Below are 14,884 nucleotides of genomic sequence, written 5' to 3' on the forward strand. Positions count from 1 at the left end.
ATTTTCTTTTTATTTAAATGATTAACAAAATTCAAACCATAAAAACAATTGTGTTCTTCCTTGCAATCGCCACATCCACAGCCGCTTTGATTTTTGCTGCAAATAATGAAAACCTGACACCCGAAATGGCTTTGGCGTATCGGATATGCAACATCAATACGTGGATATGTGGCATGGTATATCTGGGATGCACTTTTGGGATTGAGTTTCTACAACAATCAAATATAGAAAATGAAGATTTTGACGGCTGAAAATAGGTAAACAAGATGGATACTGAACGAGATTTCTTATTTTACAACCCTCGAATAGCTACCAAATATAATCCTTTCTACGAGGGGGAGTATCTGATAATTCAGACTTATCCTCGTGAGCATAAGTTAATAGTTGAGCATCGCAGTTTTGATTATGTTGATGCTAAAAGCCATTGCGAACTAGAAAATTTAGCTAACGATTATACGTCATTTAGCTTGAGAATCTTCTGCGATTCAAAACTATGGGACGTGAACTACGAAGGCAAACGAGCGAGTATTTCCAAGCAACAGAACTGGAGAATTGCCCAAGAATATCTAGAAGCTCACTACGATCCGCATACTGATGGTGAGGTGGTCGTATGCCAATGCAGTTACCCTTATTTTTCGTCACTCACTAGTTATATTAACAACAATGGTGAGTCCACTACTTCGTGGCAACCGCTCACTTGTCTAGTTACAGGCAAGGGGCAAGATATCCAAACCTGCCCCAACTGTAATACATCCTTAGTTCGAGTAAATGAATCGGAGGATGATGATTTTGATTTTGATGATCAAGTTAGCCGACCAATAGCTTGTATCGGTTGTGCTAATTACCACGGTCAAGAGTACGGGGGCAATGTGTTAGTGTGCGCGATTCACGCGCATGGGTGGGATAACGAGAATTGCCCAGATTTCAATGAGAATATCTAATCTCACCCCAAGCGATGGCGCTGCTTCGTCCGCCTGTGGCGGGCGCTAATTAATTAAAACCGCTTAAAAATTGCTTTGGTAGACCCTTTAAGATTTCTCCAATTTCGCGAGTAATCGAATTCCAATCTTCCCCTTCTTTAGCTAAGGCGCGTGGATTGCGATTCTCCCAGTAATCAGTTTCATCTACAACTTCTTCAAGTATTCCCAATGACTGCGCTTTATCAAGTAGAGCCACAATCATAGTGTGAGCAAGTATAAAATTAGGAGTTCCACCATGTTCAGGCAGTTGAGCATACTGTGTTTTGCAGTTGGCGTGTGCAACCCAATCGTTAGAATCTTTATAGCGACACAGAAAAATGTCTAGCTCCTCTGCCCCTCGTCTTGGCAAAGATGTAAAACCGATAATGTGAACCGGGTATTCTTCGCGCTCAAGATTCGAGATATCAAACTTCATTGCTCGAATTTTCAGCAGACTCCACTTATCTTCACCCGAACCTGTCAAATGACATTCTTCTCCAACTAATTCAACAATTTCCTTGTCCAGAAATTCAAAAGGTAAATCAGCAGCAGTTGAATGGAGTTCTTCAATGAGGTGACGAATTTCGGTCAAAGGGCGAGAGCCTGCATCGAAGTGGTAGTGAATGGTGAGTCCCATGTAATTTATTGCATTTAATTTAATTTAATTTGAAATACCCTTGTTTTACCTTAAAATCATTACTTGTTCACACTGTTTGCATCCAAATTTGAAAATGCGAGTGTGAATTTTACGCTGGCGCGCTCTAACAGTATACTATTTGACTTCAATTATATTGCTGGGCATTAATTAGTAAAGTATCCTTGCTTCTTAACAATAGTTTTGTAATCTGAGTACATCATATTACTGAAACAGTAATAACTGCCTAAAGCATTTCTATTTAATCAAGTAAGTACTCTTGGATGTCATTGTGATGATGGCGAAGAATATTTATCGCCTTTATTTGAATTTGACGAATACGCTCTCGGCTGAGGTTGAGTTGTTTACCTATCTGAGCGAGATTGATTTGATGATCATTCTCTAGCCCAAAACTTAAAGTCAACACTTGACGTTGAATAGGTGTCAGGGGTGCTAACAGTTTAACTACGTCTTGGCGTAAAAGTTCAGTTGTAATCAGTTTTTCTGGCGAAACGCTCTCTGAGGCTAAAATTTCCCCTAATTCTGTTTCCTGCTCATCTCCCACTTGTTTGTTTAAAGAAATGGCTGTTCGAGAAACGCTAAGATACTCTCGGATCTGTTGAGGGGTTAAGTTTAAAGCTTCTGCAAGTTCTTCGGTAGTGCCAAAGCGTCCAAGCTTTTGGAACATTTCTCGCTGTACTTTCTTAATTTTATTAAGTATTTCAGTTAGATGAACAGGCAATCGAATAGTGCGGGATTTTTCCGCGATGGCGCGTGTAATTTCTTGACGAATCCACCAGTAAGCGTAGGTTGATAATTTATAACCCTTGTTCGGGTCAAATTTTTCTATACCCTTTTGTAAACCAATTGTGCCTTCTTGAATTAAATCAAGTAAGTCTAAGTTGCGATTTTGGTACTTTTTGGCAATCATTACTACCAAACGCAGATTAGCTGTCACCATTTTCTCTTTAGCGCGTTGACCGAGCTTCAGGATTGATTGTATTTCAGTTTCACTTTTGTTGACAGCAGCAGCTATTTCGGATAATTCAGGAGAATGTTGAAGTTTTTGAGCAAGTGTTTCTTGTTGATGAACAATTGCAATCATTTGCTGCACAATCCGTGCATACGAAATTTCTTCATCTGGGGTGAGCAGAGGGTAGCGACCAATTTCTTGTAGGTAACAACGAACTAAGTCAGGAGTTGGGCTAGCCATTATTGATTAGTGAATGGTTGATAAAGTTTCAACGAAAGGAACATCAATTTACAGCAATATCTAAACAGTTAGCAATGCTTGCTTAACTTAAATTATTCTCTTGCCAAAATTTAATGTTTTGTATTTAATAAATATCTGTAGATATCAAATGCAAAATATAAGTTTATTTAATATTTTTGGATTAACAATTGCGGCACATCGAAAATAAAATATCAGGCTGTATAATTTGCGATTGAGAGACCGAAAAGCTACTTTACTCAGAGAAGTTATATCACTTGTCACCAATAAAAGTACGGGATGTAGCAGTATTAGCTGAGCATTAAACTGCTAGTGACGGAACTTACATAGTATAAAAAAGTACAGTAATTTTATCATCTCCCTATACTCTACCCCAGACTCTAGTTTTGGTCAATTTATTGAGAGTGCTTCGTGAAAACCCTCTTCATCGGAAAATAAGGCTTGAACGCCCAAGGGCATTGAAGGCTGAAAACTATCCTAGTTTTTTAGAGAATTCACTGCAAACCTCAGATTTGTCAGCTCAAGATTATAAGCAATTAAATAAACTCGCTTACAAAAATACAAATTAAGCCAGTGTATTTTTTACGAATGGAGTCCAGGCACTTAAAAAAATACACATAGTAGCGATCGCTTAATAAAACGTGGTTTTCACACCCAAATTGAAGCAAGAGCTAACGGCGGCAGGGGGAGCAATCTGCTCCTAGCAATGCATTGGAGGTTTAAACTAAAAATAAAAACATGGATTATTCAACAGAATCGATTGAAGACTTAGCGCGGCGGCTCGAAGAAGTCAAGAATAAATTGTTTACCCTCCAGGATCAAATCGCGCTGGAAAAGAAATCTGGCACAGATTGCACAGAGGAAGACACAATACGCCTAAAGAATCTACGTACTGACTGCCGCAAGATTGTTCGCACAATCGAGCATATATTTGCCAACACAGGAAAAGAAAAACTAGAAAAAGAAACAGATATGATCTGTGTTTTTGCTCGTGGCGACATTGACGCGGATCACAGCGACGTCATGGACGAATGCATAGCAGAAGCAGACCAAGCTGGGCTTTCACCAGAACGACACGTGAAATTTATAACCAAAAGCTACAAATATTACCCTCAAAACCAAGCCGAAATAGGATTTGTTTTAATATCTAAGCGATTACAAACCTATCTTGACACCCTAGAAGATCCCTTTGATTAGTAGTTGACCAACCCTTGCATTGCTGTGTAGGTCGAGCTTTCTTGATCTGGCGTTGCGGGGTCAGCAGGGGAGGCATGAGAGGAATTGGGATCTCTTGAGGCAGGGGTAGAATTGGAGGAAATATTGAAGGCATTTTTTAATTCTTCTTCCATTTCCTCAAGAGCTTCCATTTCTCCCTCTGTCCCTCTTCTCCCCCTGCTTATCCGAACCGTATTGGCACGACCTTAACAAGTCTTAAACACAGCCCAATTATAATAATTGTAGGTTGAGTATTGAACAAAACCTAACACCATATCGACCTGTTTCGTTAGCTTTCAACCTGCTGTAAAACAGAAATACTATGACAAATGGCTACTACTAATACAAGTTATGTTAGCTTTGAAGCATTCGTAGCTGGCTATCTCGATGATGTACACTACGAGTTAATCGATGGAGAACTAATTGATTTGGAACCGACTGGACTCCATGAACAGGTGGCTGGGTTAATTAATCGTAAGCTAAATGTAGCAATTGACCAGCTAGATTTGCCTTGGTTTATTCCGATGAAATGTCTAATTAAACCATTAGGTTTAAATTCGGCTTTTAGACCTGACGTTGTAATTCTTGATCAGACAGCTTTGGCGAATGAACCATTATGGAAAACTGAGCCAGTAATTACGCTAGGTAGCTCTGTGAAATTGGTAGTTGAAGTTGTCAGTACCAATTGGCAAAATGACTATGCCCGTAAAGTAGAAGATTATGAAGCACTTGGCATTCGGGAGTATTGGATTGCAGATTATTTGGGATTGGGAGGTAAACGTTACATTGGCTCATCTAAACAACCTGTGATCACCATTTATGAGTTAGTCGATAACGTTTACCAAGCTCATCAGTTTAGAGAAACAGAACAAATCATCTCCCCAACTTTTCCCAACCTGAATTTAACTGCCCAACAAATATTTGCGGCTGGTCATATTTGATAAAGAATGCACAGTTGAAATCCCCACTCAAGTGTGAGTGATGTCAATCGACAAGCCAACAAAGGCGCGTCTACGCCTACCCTTTGACAAAATCACCCCGCTATACCTTTGCCACTCTTGTAGTTCATCGCTCTGGGCTTCCGTTTCTTTAGAGGGACTACTGTTGCTTTCTTGGGTGCTTGTGGTGCGCGGCATTTTTCACAGTAGAGCGGTCGCGGGCCAAAGGTTTCTCTTTGGGTGGGTTCTTGGCACTGCTGACAAATAAAGTTAAAAACGCGGGTGTGGATCTGTCTTTGATGCGCTCTGACGGTGTACTCTTTTACTTCAACTATTTTGCTGGGCATTGGCTAACTTTATGGCTCTACTTCTCTAATAATAGTTTTTCATCTAGGTTACGCAATATCCGTGCATCTAAATACTAAAACAGGGATAATTGCCCAGGCGATACCAATTCGCAATTCGCAATTCACAATTCGCAATTGAAAACGTAAATTGTGAATTAATTGGTTAGTTGCCTAGAAGCGAGTATAAACTCCACTACCATACTGTAGATTGATGGTCAACAGGAAAGTGCTGGGTACAAGCCCTCATTAATTATCTTAATTGCGAATTGCGTTAGCGGAGCGGGGCGTTAGCCCATTGCGAATTGCGAATTGGATTGGCAGCTACTGCACAACGGGGCAAGGTTTTCTGGACGGTTATCTTCGGGGTCGAAGTTGTAATGATGAACTTGAAGGTTATAAACCCGACGTTGGGATAAAGATAAACCAACAGGCTTTTCATCTGGGCGTAGACAAGGGCGATCACACCGAGAGCAACGCCAATCAGAAGAATTCTTTACAGCAGTAGCAATTGGTTTCCAGTTCGATGGATAGCGGCTTTGGCTCATAGCCTCTAGATTAGCCAAGTAAGCCTTGGGGTCTCTGCGAAATCGATACTGTTCAATTCTGGCAATGCTGGTGTTTTTGCAATTAAGAGCGGAATTCGAGCCAAGTATCTTATTGTGTTCTTTTCATAAATCAAATCGGATTCCTATATCTTAAAAAAGACTCAAAGATATAGTTTTTTTACGTTTTGCCCCAGAAACATCGTTTTGAGGTTTAGGAGTGTGAAGGTGTAACTGACCAAAACCTTACACTCCTATACCCTTATCCTCTAACACCCAGTCTCAATAAAGAAAATTCATGCGTAAGTGTTGAGCAGGTTGTCTAAAGATAAGGGAGATCCAAGAAATAAAATGTCCAGCCGTATCAATAATATTTTTGGCAAAACCGAGGTATCTAGGCGCTTTCGCCCTTCGGGGCGAAAGCGACGGCTGGACATTTTATTACTGGGAAGGGCCTAAATCAAATTGTTACGTAAAAAAGCTACAGATATTAGCGGCTACTGCTCTCTCAACTTAGGCGACAGTAGAACTAGAAAAGCTATGTTTGAGCAGGAATACAGCTAAGACGATGCCCACAATAGCTAATACTGTAGTCGGATAGAAGAAGACAGTGTAACTACCGAATATATCTCTAATTCTTCCAGCCAGCAAAGTTCCACCTAAAGCACCAGCACCATAAGCAGTGAAGACAATGCCATAGTTTTTGGCGTAGTTTGCTGATGAAAATAGGATTAGGGTAGTGGTAGGAGCGATCGCTAACCATCCCCCAAAGGAAAAGTAAAATAGGGAAAATGCAACTAAATAAGTAGTTACCGCGCCTTGGCCTGCTTTGAGCATCATTAAAGAAGCAATTAATACCAATGTAAAAGACACAATTGCCCCCAACTTAGGACTAAAACGGTCAGTAAACCAACCAAAAAACAAACGTCCCAAAGCATTAAATACGGCAAATAAGGAGACTGTACTAGCTGCTGTTGCCGCATCTAGTTTAATAATTTCTTGGGCTAATGGGCTGGAAATACCAATTGCTGCTAGTCCAGAGAAGGTGCCGATGCTGTAGCATAGCCACAAGCCGTAAAATCCTTGATTTTGTACCATTGCACCTTGATTGTGGTTAGATACATCGCCTTCTTTTGTGGTAACTGGATTCCATCCTACAGGTTTCCAGTCTTGTGGCGGTGTCTTTAATACAGTAGCGATCGCTAAAATAATCGCTGTAAAAGCTACGCCTAAAATCATAAAAGTCTGCCGCACTCCATAACTATCAATTAGAGATTTGGCTAATGGTGCAGTAATTAACGGCGACAAACCAAAACCAATGACAGTTAAGCCGACAGCAACACCTTTTTTATCAGGAAACCATTTAGCAACAACCGCTAAAGGAACTCCATAAACTATACCCACACCTACACCTGCAATCACACCGTAAGTAAGATTCAGTAATTGTAAGTTACCATTTATACTTGAAAAGATATAACCTAGTCCCACAATCACACCACCAACTGCTGTCACCACACGAGAACCAAAGCGGTTGATGTAAAAACCAGTAATTGGCATCAATATCGCAAACAGGACTAGCAAAACCGTAAATGGCAATAAACTTTCTGTGGCATTAATGCTCAATAATTTTTCTAGAGGTTTTCTGAAAATACTCCAGGAATAGACAGTTCCCAGGCAGAGTAAAACGGTTGCACCAAGGGGAATAAGCAGCCATCTGCCTTTTTCCGCGGGCATACCAAAAAGCTGCATATTTTGCATCTACTTTATGGGATTATTTTTCCCTTAGTATCTCACCTTTTTGGTTTTACAGATGTATTAGTTAATATGTTTGTACGCAAGTTAAATACTTATATAGGGCTGTAGGATTCATATTTAATTTTTGGAATTACGTAGGATTGCTATAGACACGATAGTGTCTATCTGACTTTTTAAATAATTAGGTTGGCATCCCCAATTATATCTCGTTACTCCAGGGCATTGTGTTTGTGATTTGCTAGCCTAATCCCAGTTGCAAAGTTTGCATTTCCATTTCTGGGAGGAGTCATTTTAAATAAGTCAATTCTAATTAATTAAGATACTCCTTAATGTCGCTTTGTTGACGACGAAGAATAGTAAGTGCTTTATTTTCAAGCTGCCGAATTCGTTCCCGACTCAAGTTAAGGCGTTCTCCAATCTGAGTTAAGCTCAGTTGATGGTCATTTTCTAACCCGAAACGTAGAGTTAGTATTTCTCGTTGTATTGGGGGCAGCGATGCTAGCAACTCTTTGAGATTCTGACGCATCAATGAAGAGTTTAATTCTTCCAATGGGGAAACGTTTTCGTCAGCTAAAAGTTCGCTTAATTCCGTGTCTTGTTCACTCCCAACGCGCATTTCTAAAGAAACTAGCTTTCGGTCTGCTTGAATATATTCTCGAACCTGCTCTGGTTTAATTTTCAATTCTTCAGCAATCTCTACTACAGTTGGTTTACGACCCAATGACTGAAACAATTCTCGTTGTATTTTCTTGATTTTATTTAGCTTTTCGTTAATATGACTGGGCAAACGAATAGTACGAGATTGCTGTGCAATGGCACGTGTAATTGATTGCGTGATCCACCAAAAAGCATAAGTTGAAAGTTTATATCCTTGGTTGGGGTCAAACTTCTCAACGCTACGGTATAAGCCGAGTGTACCTTCTTGAATCAAGTCAAGAAATTCCAAATTGCGATTCTAGTACTTTTTAGCGACAGAAACTACCAGCCGTAGATTAGCAGTAACTATTTTCTGCTTCGCACGTTCCCCCTGGTGAAGAATTGACTCCACTTCGGCTTCAGTTTTACCAAGAGCCGTAGCTAATTCTCCTGCGGTTGGTTGTCGGTTGAGTTGAAGTGCAATCGCTTGCCGCTGCTGTTCAATTGTCATCATCTCTTGCACAAGCCTAGCGTAGGAGATTTCCTGTTCAGGAGTCAGCAGAGGATAGCGAGCGATTTCTTTTAAATACGAGCGAACTAACTCAGTTCAGCTTGACGGCACAGTCCTTAAGACTCTCATTCTCGAAACAGAACTTCGTTTTCTCACCTTCTTGCTGCAAGGTGAAATTGAATGTCTCTTGGCTCGGCGCAAGTTTCTTAGTGTAATTGTACTGTCTGTTACAACTGTCTTCGCTGCTCGTTGTGCCTGCCTCGTAGATGAATGTGACGCTTGAGCCTTTGACGACAGTTCGCCCAGTCTTCAAAGTTTTTAGCCTTCTTGTACAACCGTATTGAGCTTGTTGAAGAAAGAAAGTATGGATCAAGCTACCGTCTGGCTTAATCTCGTATTCAGCAATCATACCATTTGCATCACCGATGGCACCACTGCTCGGATTTACTGGAACGAGGGAATTCATATGACTAACCTGCCATCTGCCTTGAAGTTCGGCAAGTACAGAGCCAGCACTATTTTTACCTGCCTGACTGGTACTAGAGTTAAGAACAAGGCTAACGCTGAGGGTTAAACCTATAGCATTCGTAGCGAAAATCCGGGCAGGTTTTATTAGAGAATGAAGTTGCTTGCTGAGCATATTTAAGTACTAATGATTTTTATACAAAATTTATTGACTCACTACGAGCTTGCTTTTTCTAGGTAGTTTCTAGATTTCCTCTTCGGTCAATGTTTTGAATTTAGGGAGCAATCGGGAAGAACTAGGGGAGAACGAGCGCAATTCCTCAAAAAATTTTCAGCAGCTATTAGGCAGGCGAAACTGCATAGTAAAGTCCTTACTAATTGCTAACTCTTATCTGAAGACAAGCGTATAGGCGACAATCGGCACAGTCCAAAAATTAAACTTAGCCCACCCATACTGAAAGCTGCCCAAGGTGTAAATGATTCAAATGATTGCACTTCATGCGCGGTAGTTGCTGGTTGCTTAGGATCGTAACGAACAGCTACTATTTTGCCGTTACTAGCTCTGTAGGATTCATACCGACCTGTAAAGCGAATCAGGGCGCCTTTAGCAGGAAACTCGATAATCGGCGCATAGGTGTCTTTTAACTTATCCTTACTATCGCGCTCACGATGATGGACGATATCTATTACTTTTCCCTGTGTTTGAGTGAAGGTAGCATGCTCATGTGTAATTTGGTTGTTTGCGTAAAAACCTGCGCCCATCATTAGTAATCCAAACAGCACAAGATAAACTCCATTCCATTTATCTTCAAATGTAATTTGGCGAAGTTTCACATTCATGGCTTTGACAATCTCGGAAAATAAATTTTATTACAGCATTTGGTATCGCTTGATTGCTCACGAGTGCTAACTATTCATTTAACGGTAAATTTATCATCAATTTAAACTAAAGCTGCGCTCCTAATAGTGCGCCAAGGAAACTTTGCATGGTAGTTAACTCCAGGGGCAGAGGGGCAAAGGAGCAGAGGGAAAAACTTTTATAATACTCTCTCCTGCTCCCCCGCCTGCCTCCACCTAATATTTTTGGGTTGGCAGACTACTAGCACGGTAGCGCAAACGCATCTCAAGTATAAGAATCTTGTAATGGTAAGGGTTTGAGCGTTTGATAATTTAGCCGATTTTTTAGTCAAATTCCTTATCTAGCAGGAGTTTCAGAAATGCCGTGCGAACGCACAGTGAATAGGGATTGAGCAATTAGAGCTAATCAAACTACTTCTAATTGCTTTTTTTTTACAAGATTTCACTGAGAAGTCAGCGTTAATTCTTCACGTTTACTGGCATTAACCATTCTCATTAAGCGTCCATTGAGATAACTTTGGGCAGAGATGTACAGGCTCTCCCAAATTTCATGATTACGGCAGATTTTTGCCCCGACTGTATTCCCGGCTGTTTTCTCTGCGATTAAGTATTTGCGGAAATAATTGTTCCACAGATGTTGTAGGAAATCTTCAGCGAACTCATCAAACGGTAGAATCCATTTGTAGTCTTTGTCTAGAAATACTCTATACGCCGCAACTATCGGCAACGCTAGTTCTGCTGGCGCTCCAAAACCAAATGAGTATTTGCTGTCTGGTAGCAGGGTAGTTTTCCTGGTATCAATTGAAGCTAAGTCATTGACACCTTTTCTTCTTGGGCTAGTGATGTGTTCTTGGATAATTTCGTATAATCTTTGCTCTATCCACAAACCTTGTTGCAGTAGTGGCAGTAGAGTTATGAACCTTTCTCGCTCTTTGTCTGTAATCACAGAAGGGGTTTTACTGACTGGCGGGTGTTTAGTTCTTGTTCTACCATCTGGGTTGTATTTGTTTCTATCTAAGCAGTTAAGCAGCTTAAACAAATGGTTAACGTTACATTGCCCATTTTTGGGAGCGCCACTTTGATTCTGGTAATAGGCAATGCGGAATTTTCTATTTTGCTCCCGCTCCAAATGAGCTAAGTACTGCTTGATAAATTTGTAATCACCTAGAGCGTTGACTTTGGAACGGGAATCTACAGGTGACGTTGTATTTGATGCCAGCGCTATGTCTTTTGCTTCTTCTTCGCCTAGCCCTATATGAATCGTAACTTTTACTCTTGCCTTACTGAGGTCACATTTATAATTTTTCGCTTGCTCAAAAGCTAAAACTGTATGACCTCCGTTGATGATGCCATCACTGCCTCCCTCTGATACTTCCTCTATCTCTAGCTCCAATGAAGTCTTGTTCTTATTGGGCTTAACTTGCGAGGCTGACAGCACAATCCCACCGTGACGCGAGAAAAATAATTCGGGTTGTGTCGTCAACGAGTCAAAGATTTGCTTATATGTCGCGCTTTTACGGTTAGGTTCTCTGATGTTGGGTTCTAACGGCAGGTCTGTTGGGAACGTGTCTACATGAGCAGTCGCTATCAGGCAATGGGGGCTGGCTTGAAAATATTTATCTATCTTAATATTCCAAGTCTTAGGCATAGTTTCTCTGGCAATAAAATTAATCGCTTAACGCTACTGTATCTCTAATCGTTCTCGAATTATGCCATCGCTGTTCCTGTTAACCAAATGGTTGACCCCAACGCTGCCAGTTTTCTTTATTAAACGGCGACTGCCATTTCAAAATTAAGTTTAACTCCAACTCTTGCCGAGAGCGTCGTTCAACTGGAGCATCCCACCAAAACGCTGCGTTTACTGCTGTCTTTATTCCATAGCGATAATGCAAGTCTTGGTACATGACAATGTAATCTTTACAGCCATGAATCCCTTTCCACCGTTTATTGCTACAGCTGGTTTCTCCTACATACAGAATCAGATCAGCAGCAGAGTCAATAATGAAATAAATACACGCTTCACCTGGGCTGTCTGCTGGCATCCGGTAAAACGACATTGGCACAAGGGGTAGTGAAAGTGGCTCTATTGCATCTGGGTTACAGTGTTTTGGCGCTAGAGCGAATAATGTTGCTTGAAGGGGTGGCTTGGTTTCCCTTATTTGCTGTTGATAGTTGAGAATATGAGATTTCCATTCCAAGAGCGATTGTTTGCTCATCACCAATGTCTCTGCCCGAACTGCTGGTGTCGGCGAAATATCAGAGAATAGGTTTAGTTGATGATTTTCCTGTTTCATCACTGTTAGCTGACAAGCACCTTTTTATGTTACAAAACCAAATGTAGTTAATCAGGCTTTCATCGTAGCATGGTTAAAAATAGCGTTAATAAAAATCCAAATAAAACACTTAAAAAGCGGCATCGCTTTTTTCTCAATCCTTATAGTGATTGTGCGTTCACTAAATGTCCTAAATGCGATAGTAAAACTAGGTTACGCAAGTTCCCTTTGGTAATCCACATTGAACCTAAACAGCTATTTTTACTAAACAAACAGTGTAAGTATTGCCCAGGCTGCGACTTAATTATTGCTAAAAAACAGGAAATTGAGCCATTGATGGCTGCTGCTTTTGTCCAAACAAATCCTCAAATTTTAGGTAATCACTATGTAGTTATGGGAACAGTTGATAAAAAAGATTGGAACGAAGGCGACAAAAACTTACTTTCTCCATCAGAAATGATCGGACGCGTATACATCTTCAAAGATGTTTGGAATTTTGAAGTCATTCCGGCAGGTTGGTATCCTAATGAAGGAAAACAATAACATTAAAGTTCTTTCCCTATTCCAGTCTAGCTATCTGCAATCATTGGTAGATATTGAATGAGGTTGAGATTGTGGCTTCTAATATTGTTCACAACAGGGAAACAAACATGAAGTCATTACAAAAATTTTTGATTACCTTAACTGCGCTCACCATAGCAAGCGCCATCACTGTAACGATTTTCTACAAATGGGATAATTCATCTATTTCTTTAACTGAAGAATGGGCTGTTACTGATGTGGCAGATGGAAACACAATCACGGTCAGACAAACCGATGGTAGTCAAATGGAAGTTAAGCTTTGTGGTATTGAGCTTCTATCGGTTAAGCAAGGTCAACTATTGAGCGATGAGGCTAATAAGAAACTACGAGCGTTGATTGCTGCTGCTGATAACCAAGTCATGATTATTCCAGTTGCAAGACATACTCAGGGACATACTGTTGCAGAAGTGGTGACTACTGGCAAGGATGGAATTGAGATTAGTGTCCAAGAGGAGATGCTAAAAAGTGGCTTGGCTTATCACGATAAAAATACGTTGAATTGCCCAAATGCTTTAGCTTTTTCCAAAGCTCAAGAAATAGCTAAAGCATCCAGAGTTGGAGTGTGGAGACAATCAAAATTAGCAGACACACCTTAAAATATTTTATTTAGGAGGCGCAATAGCCTTTATGCTTAGGCGGGAGCTTATCGCTATAGTTAGCAATACCACCTTTCTACAAATTCTATGTGTTTTCGTTTGATTCCTAACCAGTTGTAGAGCGGTGACTGAACCCTATTGAGTACTGTAGCAGTTATGTAGAGCGGGAGCTACAGCACTATGCTACAACTGGCTAAGAGCGGAACAAGTTATGCAGGGCTTTAACTGTGTTCCGCGCTTTTGATATCTCTATTAAAACTGCAACAGCATAATATCAGTTGCCAATTTGCCAAAATCTGTAATTTATCTAGCGCTTAAGTACAAGTAATCTCAGAAATTAACAGCGAGGATTTTCCTCGATAAAGGCTGCTAGTTGAGCTATTGACTCCATCCAGCCCAGTAAATCACATTTAACTGTGCTGCTAGCTAACACTTGCTTAGCGACTAATCATCAATCCCTTAGCTTTAGCCTCAATAAGCACCAGTGTTGTTTTCCTTAACCTAATTTTAGCAAACGAATGCTACTGTTCTGGGTGAAGTATTTTTTACTAAACCAGCTTTTATATCAATAGTCAGAAATTCCCTGCATTTATCTATCAAAAAAGTTTTATTAGTTTCTGACAATACAAAAATCTGTCATCAATTTATGTATTCTTGCTGACATCATTTAAATGAAATGACACCGATTATAGAACTAGACGCTCAAGCCTATGCCAGAACCTTTGCTAAATGTTGAGCATTGTTTGAAGAAATTATCTAAACAAAAAGCAACAATAATGGAAATTACATTGACGACATCAGAGATTCGGGAAATCCTTAAAGGATGCCAACAAACCCTGCGACAATCACAAACTATGCAAGACACTCATGAAGTTGAATCTTCTCAAGATTTTACAGCTTTGGATGCAATGATCCTAGACAAAACTGCTAATGTACTTTTTGAAGTTATTGAAGCTATTGATGACTCGAATGAAATAGTACTTAATGATACTGTAAATGTACTTTTTCAAGTCATTGGAGCTATCAGTAACTATGAGAGTGAGACTAAACGACAACTTCAACAAGTAGGAAATATTTAAAATAAATTCTCTGACTCAAAACAATTTTTATATTTTCAAACCGCAGTATTCTATTATTCCAATACCCTATACCCCTTCAGATAAATCCCTTTGCCTCTATCAAACTTTTGAACAAGTATCAAGATTAACAGTTAATAAAGATAATAGCTTTGTTCCCAATTCTTGAACACTTACAGCCGAGAGGAGGAGGTGTAGATAAGATTCTAGACTGCACGCATCTCAAACATCTCTTCCACCTACCTACTGTTTGACACCAGCCGTCA

17 protein-coding genes and 1 pseudogene are annotated in these 14,884 nt (G+C 40.2%); 7 read left to right on the forward strand and 11 right to left on the reverse strand.

Translation table 11 applies throughout. The features are described from left to right. The first annotated feature begins 50 nt into the window (after positions 1–50). Together WKK05_RS36825 and WKK05_RS36830 are read left to right on the forward strand one after the other, a co-directional pair. Positions 51–251, forward strand: a complete 201-nt coding sequence (locus tag WKK05_RS36825; RefSeq protein ID WP_341531551.1) for a hypothetical protein — start codon at positions 51–53, stop codon at positions 249–251. A 15-nt stretch (positions 252–266) separates the two neighbouring features. Next, positions 267–941 carry a hypothetical protein gene (locus tag WKK05_RS36830; protein ID WP_341531644.1) on the forward strand — a complete coding sequence of 225 codons (675 nt, stop codon included), beginning with the start codon at positions 267–269 and terminating at the stop codon, positions 939–941. 49 nt (positions 942–990) lie between these two features. Here WKK05_RS36830 and WKK05_RS36835 read toward each other — a convergent pair whose 3' ends face one another. Both WKK05_RS36835 and WKK05_RS36840 read right to left on the reverse strand, forming a co-directional pair. Next, positions 991–1,596 carry a hypothetical protein gene (locus WKK05_RS36835; protein WP_341531552.1) on the reverse strand — a complete coding sequence of 202 codons (606 nt, stop codon included), beginning with the start codon at positions 1,594–1,596 and terminating at the stop codon, positions 991–993. 259 nt (positions 1,597–1,855) lie between these two features. After that, on the reverse strand, positions 1,856–2,806 hold the full coding sequence (locus tag WKK05_RS36840; protein WP_341531553.1) for an RpoD/SigA family RNA polymerase sigma factor: 951 nt from the start codon (positions 2,804–2,806) through the stop codon (positions 1,856–1,858). Positions 2,807–3,562: 756 nt separating this feature from the next. Here WKK05_RS36840 and WKK05_RS36845 point away from each other — a divergent pair. Next, positions 3,563–4,021, forward strand: coding sequence for a hypothetical protein (locus WKK05_RS36845; RefSeq protein ID WP_341531554.1), 459 nt, complete (start codon positions 3,563–3,565; stop codon positions 4,019–4,021). On the opposite strand, the gene WKK05_RS36850 is transcribed toward WKK05_RS36845, so the two are convergent. Then, positions 4,018–4,191, reverse strand: a complete 174-nt coding sequence (locus WKK05_RS36850; RefSeq protein ID WP_341531555.1) for a hypothetical protein — start codon at positions 4,189–4,191, stop codon at positions 4,018–4,020. The genes WKK05_RS36845 and WKK05_RS36850 overlap by 4 nt on opposite strands. Before the next feature lie 177 nt (positions 4,192–4,368). Here WKK05_RS36850 and WKK05_RS36855 point away from each other — a divergent pair, with 177 nt between their 5' ends. Then, entirely contained in the window at positions 4,369–4,980 is a 612-nt protein-coding gene (locus tag WKK05_RS36855; RefSeq protein WP_341531556.1) for a Uma2 family endonuclease, read from the forward strand. Positions 4,981–5,072: 92 nt separating this feature from the next. Here the strand turns inward: WKK05_RS36855 and WKK05_RS36860 are convergent, their stop codons facing one another. From WKK05_RS36860 to WKK05_RS36895, 8 genes and pseudogenes are all read right to left on the reverse strand, one after another. Further along, entirely contained in the window at positions 5,073–5,324 is a 252-nt protein-coding gene (locus WKK05_RS36860; protein WP_341531557.1) for a hypothetical protein, read from the reverse strand. Positions 5,325–5,611: 287 nt separating this feature from the next. Beyond that, a complete protein-coding gene (locus tag WKK05_RS36865) occupies positions 5,612–5,869 on the reverse strand; it encodes an HNH endonuclease (RefSeq protein ID WP_341531558.1) in 258 nt (85 codons plus the stop codon). A gap of 510 nt (positions 5,870–6,379) precedes the next feature. Then, positions 6,380–7,624 carry an OFA family MFS transporter gene (locus tag WKK05_RS36870; protein WP_341531559.1) on the reverse strand — a complete coding sequence of 415 codons (1,245 nt, stop codon included), beginning with the start codon at positions 7,622–7,624 and terminating at the stop codon, positions 6,380–6,382. Positions 7,625–7,931: 307 nt separating this feature from the next. Beyond that, positions 7,932–8,861 (reverse strand): annotated as a pseudogene (locus tag WKK05_RS36875) (RpoD/SigA family RNA polymerase sigma factor); the annotation flags it as partial. Then, complete coding sequence (locus tag WKK05_RS36880) at positions 8,860–9,408, reverse strand: hypothetical protein (RefSeq protein WP_341531560.1); 549 nt, start codon at positions 9,406–9,408, stop codon at positions 8,860–8,862. The pseudogene WKK05_RS36875 and the gene WKK05_RS36880, both read right to left, overlap by 2 nt. Positions 9,409–9,614: 206 nt before the next feature. Beyond that, positions 9,615–10,073 carry a DUF3592 domain-containing protein gene (locus tag WKK05_RS36885; protein ID WP_341531561.1) on the reverse strand — a complete coding sequence of 153 codons (459 nt, stop codon included), beginning with the start codon at positions 10,071–10,073 and terminating at the stop codon, positions 9,615–9,617. A 460-nt stretch (positions 10,074–10,533) separates the two neighbouring features. Next, positions 10,534–11,739, reverse strand: a complete 1,206-nt coding sequence (locus WKK05_RS36890; protein WP_341531562.1) for an AIPR family protein — start codon at positions 11,737–11,739, stop codon at positions 10,534–10,536. A gap of 79 nt (positions 11,740–11,818) precedes the next feature. After that, positions 11,819–12,385 (reverse strand): GIY-YIG nuclease family protein, encoded by a 567-nt coding sequence (locus WKK05_RS36895; protein ID WP_341531563.1) that lies wholly within the window; start codon positions 12,383–12,385, stop codon positions 11,819–11,821. A 69-nt stretch (positions 12,386–12,454) separates the two neighbouring features. Between WKK05_RS36895 and WKK05_RS36900 the strand changes: the two genes are divergently transcribed. The 3 genes from WKK05_RS36900 (at position 12,455) to WKK05_RS36910 (ending at position 14,621) form a co-directional block, all read left to right on the forward strand. Further along, entirely contained in the window at positions 12,455–12,907 is a 453-nt protein-coding gene (locus tag WKK05_RS36900; protein ID WP_341531564.1) for a hypothetical protein, read from the forward strand. Positions 12,908–13,014: 107 nt separating this feature from the next. Next, positions 13,015–13,542 carry a thermonuclease family protein gene (locus WKK05_RS36905; protein WP_341531565.1) on the forward strand — a complete coding sequence of 176 codons (528 nt, stop codon included), beginning with the start codon at positions 13,015–13,017 and terminating at the stop codon, positions 13,540–13,542. Between the two features lie 710 nt (positions 13,543–14,252). Beyond that, entirely contained in the window at positions 14,253–14,621 is a 369-nt protein-coding gene (locus tag WKK05_RS36910) for a hypothetical protein (RefSeq protein WP_341531566.1), read from the forward strand. Positions 14,622–14,884: the final 263 nt, after the last annotated feature.

The sequence above is a fragment of the Nostoc sp. UHCC 0302 genome, assembly GCF_038096175.1.
Classification (GTDB): domain Bacteria; phylum Cyanobacteriota; class Cyanobacteriia; order Cyanobacteriales; family Nostocaceae; genus UHCC-0302.

What these genes read in the sequence shown, in the direction of transcription:
- WKK05_RS36830 (WP_341531644.1), top strand. Translation starts at nt 267, where the DNA reads ATGGATACTGAACGAGATTTCTTATTTTACAACCCTCGAATAGCTACC.
- WKK05_RS36835 (WP_341531552.1), bottom strand. Translation starts at nt 1,596, where the DNA reads ATGGGACTCACCATTCACTACCACTTCGATGCAGGCTCTCGCCCTTTG.
- WKK05_RS36840 (WP_341531553.1), bottom strand. Translation starts at nt 2,806, where the DNA reads ATGGCTAGCCCAACTCCTGACTTAGTTCGTTGTTACCTACAAGAAATT.
- WKK05_RS36845 (WP_341531554.1), top strand. Translation starts at nt 3,563, where the DNA reads ATGGATTATTCAACAGAATCGATTGAAGACTTAGCGCGGCGGCTCGAA.
- WKK05_RS36850 (WP_341531555.1), bottom strand. Translation starts at nt 4,191, where the DNA reads ATGGAAGCTCTTGAGGAAATGGAAGAAGAATTAAAAAATGCCTTCAAT.
- WKK05_RS36855 (WP_341531556.1), top strand. Translation starts at nt 4,369, where the DNA reads ATGGCTACTACTAATACAAGTTATGTTAGCTTTGAAGCATTCGTAGCT.
- WKK05_RS36860 (WP_341531557.1), bottom strand. Translation starts at nt 5,324, where the DNA reads ATGCCCAGCAAAATAGTTGAAGTAAAAGAGTACACCGTCAGAGCGCAT.
- WKK05_RS36865 (WP_341531558.1), bottom strand. Translation starts at nt 5,869, where the DNA reads ATGAGCCAAAGCCGCTATCCATCGAACTGGAAACCAATTGCTACTGCT.
- WKK05_RS36870 (WP_341531559.1), bottom strand. Translation starts at nt 7,624, where the DNA reads ATGCAAAATATGCAGCTTTTTGGTATGCCCGCGGAAAAAGGCAGATGG.
- WKK05_RS36880 (WP_341531560.1), bottom strand. Translation starts at nt 9,408, where the DNA reads ATGCTCAGCAAGCAACTTCATTCTCTAATAAAACCTGCCCGGATTTTC.
- WKK05_RS36885 (WP_341531561.1), bottom strand. Translation starts at nt 10,073, where the DNA reads ATGAATGTGAAACTTCGCCAAATTACATTTGAAGATAAATGGAATGGA.
- WKK05_RS36890 (WP_341531562.1), bottom strand. Translation starts at nt 11,739, where the DNA reads ATGCCTAAGACTTGGAATATTAAGATAGATAAATATTTTCAAGCCAGC.
- WKK05_RS36895 (WP_341531563.1), bottom strand. Translation starts at nt 12,385, where the DNA reads ATGAAACAGGAAAATCATCAACTAAACCTATTCTCTGATATTTCGCCG.
- WKK05_RS36900 (WP_341531564.1), top strand. Translation starts at nt 12,455, where the DNA reads ATGGTTAAAAATAGCGTTAATAAAAATCCAAATAAAACACTTAAAAAG.
- WKK05_RS36905 (WP_341531565.1), top strand. Translation starts at nt 13,015, where the DNA reads ATGAAGTCATTACAAAAATTTTTGATTACCTTAACTGCGCTCACCATA.
- WKK05_RS36910 (WP_341531566.1), top strand. Translation starts at nt 14,253, where the DNA reads ATGCCAGAACCTTTGCTAAATGTTGAGCATTGTTTGAAGAAATTATCT.